Source organism: Citrobacter sp. wls710 (genome assembly GCF_005281115.1).
Lineage (GTDB): Bacteria > Pseudomonadota > Gammaproteobacteria > Enterobacterales > Enterobacteriaceae > Citrobacter > Citrobacter werkmanii.
On the sequence record NZ_SZXD01000009.1, the window covers coordinates 1 to 4,170 of the forward strand.

4 protein-coding genes, 4 tRNA genes and 1 pseudogene are annotated in these 4,170 nt (G+C 48.8%); 2 read left to right on the forward strand and 7 right to left on the reverse strand.

Annotation, left to right across the window (positions count from 1 at the left end; all coding sequences use genetic code 11):
* The 5 genes from FDX14_RS04210 to FDX14_RS04230 form a co-directional block, all read right to left on the reverse strand.
* Window positions 1-130: GTP-binding protein (locus tag FDX14_RS04210; protein ID WP_000031651.1), on the reverse strand; the 130-nt coding region annotated here is incomplete at its 3' end.
* A gap of 118 nt (window positions 131-248) precedes the next feature.
* Window positions 249-324, reverse strand: a tRNA-Thr gene (locus FDX14_RS04215).
* A gap of 5 nt (window positions 325-329) precedes the next feature.
* Window positions 330-404, reverse strand: a tRNA-Gly gene (locus FDX14_RS04220).
* 114 nt (window positions 405-518) lie between these two features.
* Window positions 519-603: transfer RNA gene (locus FDX14_RS04225), tRNA-Tyr, on the reverse strand.
* A gap of 8 nt (window positions 604-611) precedes the next feature.
* Window positions 612-687 (reverse strand) — tRNA-Thr (locus tag FDX14_RS04230).
* Between the two features lie 19 nt (window positions 688-706).
* Between FDX14_RS04230 and FDX14_RS25375 the strand changes: the two are divergent.
* Together FDX14_RS25375 and coaA are read left to right on the forward strand one after the other, a co-directional pair.
* Window positions 707-787: pseudogene (locus FDX14_RS25375) on the forward strand (hypothetical protein); the annotation flags it as partial.
* 291 nt (window positions 788-1,078) lie between these two features.
* Entirely contained in the window at window positions 1,079-2,029 is a 951-nt protein-coding gene (coaA, locus tag FDX14_RS04240) for a type I pantothenate kinase (protein ID WP_032940924.1), read from the forward strand.
* A 32-nt stretch (window positions 2,030-2,061) separates the two neighbouring features.
* Here the strand turns inward: coaA and birA are convergent, their stop codons facing one another.
* Window positions 2,062-3,024 carry a bifunctional biotin--[acetyl-CoA-carboxylase] ligase/biotin operon repressor BirA gene (birA, locus tag FDX14_RS04245; protein WP_137349070.1) on the reverse strand — a complete coding sequence of 321 codons (963 nt, stop codon included), beginning with the start codon at window positions 3,022-3,024 and terminating at the stop codon, window positions 2,062-2,064.
* Window positions 3,021-4,049, reverse strand: coding sequence for a UDP-N-acetylmuramate dehydrogenase (gene murB, locus FDX14_RS04250; protein WP_042314246.1), 1,029 nt, complete (start codon window positions 4,047-4,049; stop codon window positions 3,021-3,023). The genes birA and murB overlap by 4 nt, the downstream gene beginning before the upstream one ends.
* Window positions 4,050-4,170 lie beyond the last annotated feature (121 nt).

Below are 4,170 nucleotides of genomic sequence, written 5' to 3' on the forward strand. Positions count from 1 at the left end.
CAGCACCGCCGTAGGTTTTAGCCAGTACGGTAGTGATTGCAGCGGTCAGCGTTGTTTTACCATGGTCAACGTGGCCGATAGTACCGACGTTAACGTGCGGTTTAGTACGTTCAAATTTTTCTTTAGACATCGATTGTCCCTCTAAGACACGGATAAATCGGTGATATCACCACATCAACCAGGCAATATACCTGAGCTGTTGAATGCTTTTAAAAGTAAACAGAGAGAAACGGGAAGGAGAAGTGAAGTGGTGCTGATACCCAGAGTCGAACTGGGGACCTCACCCTTACCAAGGGTGCGCTCTACCAACTGAGCCATATCAGCACGTCTGGAGCGGGCAGCGGGAATCGAACCCGCATCATCAGCTTGGAAGGCTGAGGTAATAGCCATTATACGATGCCCGCATCCTGAAACTCGGCTACCCAGTTCTTTCTGTAACAAAAAAGAGATTTCTCTCTTTTATGTTCGAGCTGATTAATTTTTTAACCAACTCAGGCGGCGATAACGCTGCCAGAAAGTGGTGGTGGGGGAAGGATTCGAACCTTCGAAGTCTGTGACGGCAGATTTACAGTCTGCTCCCTTTGGCCGCTCGGGAACCCCACCGGACTTGATGGTGCCGACTACCGGAATCGAACTGGTGACCTACTGATTACAAGTCAGTTGCTCTACCTACTGAGCTAAGTCGGCATCAAGTAGCGCGCATTTTATGGAGACCTGCGCACTCATGCAACTAAAAAATTGCATAAAATGTTCTATCGCTCACATTTTGCACTATACGTCCGATAAATAATCTATTTCTTCGTATGATTGGACAAATTTCCAACGGCGCGCGCCCTTCCAAAGGCAAGTTTTGCGCCGCCATGCACTTATCCATAGAGAGAAAGTACCTCTTTATACATCTGGAATAGCCGTCACATTGCTTTTCAGGGGATGATTTTTTCTTATTATTCCCCCTCATCTGGTGTTACCCTCCTGCCCATTGTCCAAATTAACTGAAATGTGCGTGCCATTGCGTGCCGGGGATGATTTCGTTTTTTTACCGCAGACCTGATATAGCAATGACAGCCAGACCATGCGTATGAGTATAAAAGAGCAAGCGTTAACGTCGCCTTACCTACAGTTTGATCGCAACCAGTGGGCTGCGCTTCGTGATTCCGTGCCAATGACCCTGACCGAGGAAGAGATTGCTCGTCTGAAAGGCATTAACGAAGACTTGTCGCTGGAAGAAGTTGCCGAAATTTATTTGCCTCTATCGCGTTTGCTAAATTTTTACATCAGTTCGAACCTGCGACGTCAGGCGGTGCTGGAGCAATTTTTAGGCACTAACGGCGAGCGTATTCCTTATATTATTAGCATTGCTGGCAGCGTCGCCGTTGGCAAAAGCACCACAGCTCGTGTTTTACAGGCACTGTTGAGTCGCTGGCCTGAGCATCGTAAGGTTGAGTTGATTACGACCGACGGTTTTCTTCATCCTAATCAGGTGTTGAAAGATCGTGGACTCATGAAGAAGAAAGGCTTCCCTCAGTCCTATGATATGCACCGCCTGGTTAAATTCGTTTCCGATTTGAAGTCAGGCGTACCTAACGTCACGGCGCCGGTCTACTCTCATCTTATCTATGATGTGATCCCTGATGGCGACAAAACCGTTGCCCAGCCTGACATATTAATACTCGAAGGGCTTAATGTATTACAGAGCGGGATGGATTATCCTCACGATCCACATCATGTATTTGTTTCTGATTTTGTCGACTTTTCTATTTATGTTGATGCGCCAGAAGAATTACTCCAGACGTGGTATATCAACCGCTTCCTGAAATTCCGCGAAGGGGCATTTACCAACCCAGACTCTTATTTCCATAATTATGCGAAATTGTCGGAAGATGAGGCAATCAACACGGCTACATCGTTATGGAAAGAGATTAACTGGCTGAATTTAAAACAAAATATTTTACCAACGCGTGAGCGAGCCAGCTTGATTATGACCAAAAGCGCCAATCATGCCGTTGAAGAGGTCAGGCTACGTAAATAAATTAATAAGGGGAGCTACAGCTCCCCTTATTATTATTCAGCACTTCTGAGCGATATTTCTCCGCCCATCCAGGGTTTTATCACGCCATTTTGTTCAAGCAATAATGCGCCTTGTGCATCTATTCCACGCGATACCCCAAATATTTCTTTATCGCCAATAATGAGTTTTACCGGACGGTCGATAAAGTTGTCCAACTTCTTCCAGCGGGACAGATAAGGTGCCAGGCCCTCATGTTCAAACAGTACCAGCGCAGCACGCAGCTCGCGGATCAGTCGGGCAGCAAGGGTATTGCGGTCAATATTAATTCCCGCTTCCTGGAGATTAATCCAGCCCTGATTAACGACATTCTCTTCTACCCGGCGCATGGCCATGTTAATACCCGCACCGATAACAATTTGCGCGGCATCGCCCGTCTTACCCGTGAGTTCAACCAAAATTCCGGCCAGTTTACGATCGAGCAGATAGAGATCGTTCGGCCATTTCACGCGAACTTTATCCGCACCCAGATCGCGTAAAACCTCCGCCATGACAATACCAATCACCAGACTCAAACCAATTGCGGCTGCCGGTCCTTGCTCTAGTCGCCAGAACATTGAGAGATACAGATTGGCGCCAAACGGCGAGAACCACTTACGTCCGCGACGACCACGACCGGCCTGCTGATACTCAGCGACGCAGGCATCCCCTGACTCCAGTTGACCAATGCGATCCATCAGGTACTGGTTGGTTGAGTCGATAACAGGCAGAACCATGACATTCCCCCTATCCAACTGAGAATGAATCAGTGATGAGTCTAATAACTGGATAGGCTCAGGTAAGCTGTATCCTTTACCGGGAACAGTAAATACATCAACGCCCCAGTCGCGTAGCGTCTGAACATGCTTGTTGATTGCCGCGCGGCTCATTCCCAGCTGTTCACCAAGCTGCTCACCGGAATGAAATTCACCATCAGCTAACAAGGAAATAAGCGTCAGGGGGACGGTATTATCTTTCATGCGATGATCTCCACAGCATTCACTTCACCCTGTGGGCCAATAAATCTGACCTCAGGTTCAAGCCAGACATTGAATTTCTCACCAACGTTTTGGCGTACATGATGCGCTAGTTGCACCACATCCTGACTGGTCGCACGGTCTGCATTGATCAGTACCAGTGCTTGCTGCTGATGTACCGCTGCACCACCAATACGCATGCCTTTTAGCTGGCATTGATCGATAAGCCAGCCGGCAGCCAGTTTCACTGAACCATCAACCTGTGGGTAATGAGGCGCGGTCGGGAATTTAGCCAGCAGTTCCTGCGCAACGTGCGCTGTAACAACCGGGTTTTTAAAGAAACTACCCGCATTACCGTTAACTTTCGGGTCGGGCAGCTTTGTTGTGCGCATATGACAGACAGAATCAAAAACCTGCTGAGGCGTCACGGTTGCGGGATCCAGACGAGTCAGGTCGCCATAAGTGAGAACGGGCTGCCACTGTTTAGGCAAGCGCAGACCAACGGCAACAATTGCGAAACGATCCTGGTATTCATGCTTGAAGATGCTGTCACGGTAACCAAAACGGCATTCCGCGGCGCTGACGCGCAGATGTTTGCCGGTTGACAGTTCAACGCAGTCCACATATTCACAGACACGCTGCAGCTCCACACCATAAGCACCAATATTCTGAATGGGAGATGAACCGACGCATCCGGGAATGAGTGCCAGATTTTCCAGCCCTGGCATACCTTCTTGCAGCGTGTGCTGTACCAAATGATGCCAGTTCTCACCGGCACCTACGTGCAGATGCCACGCCTCAGGTTGTTCTGTGATCTCAATACCCTTGATTCGATTGACGATCACCGTTCCATGGAAGGTATCGAGAAACAGGACGTTACTCCCCTCGCCCAGGATCAGTACTGGATGATGTGATGCATTCGCTGATTGCCAGGCATTCAGCAGTTGTTGCTCATTTTCGGCGCAGACAAACTCATTAGCTTGTTGATCGATACCGAAGGTGTTCCAGGCTTTAAGGGAGTGATTCATAGACGCTTTCCTGATGCAAAATCGCACGTAGTTTACCGCATATGCCGCAGGATGGCTTGTGTTATGGAGGCGAGGGGGTTGCTTTGGTAGGCCGCATCCGGCAGGTTTCATTTCGTACAGA

Bases quoted from the DNA above. Each gene is read 5' to 3' on its own strand.
- coaA (WP_032940924.1), top strand. From the start codon at position 1,079: ATGAGTATAAAAGAGCAAGCGTTAACGTCGCCTTACCTACAGTTTGAT.
- birA (WP_137349070.1), bottom strand. From the start codon at position 3,024: ATGAAAGATAATACCGTCCCCCTGACGCTTATTTCCTTGTTAGCTGAT.
- murB (WP_042314246.1), bottom strand. From the start codon at position 4,049: ATGAATCACTCCCTTAAAGCCTGGAACACCTTCGGTATCGATCAACAA.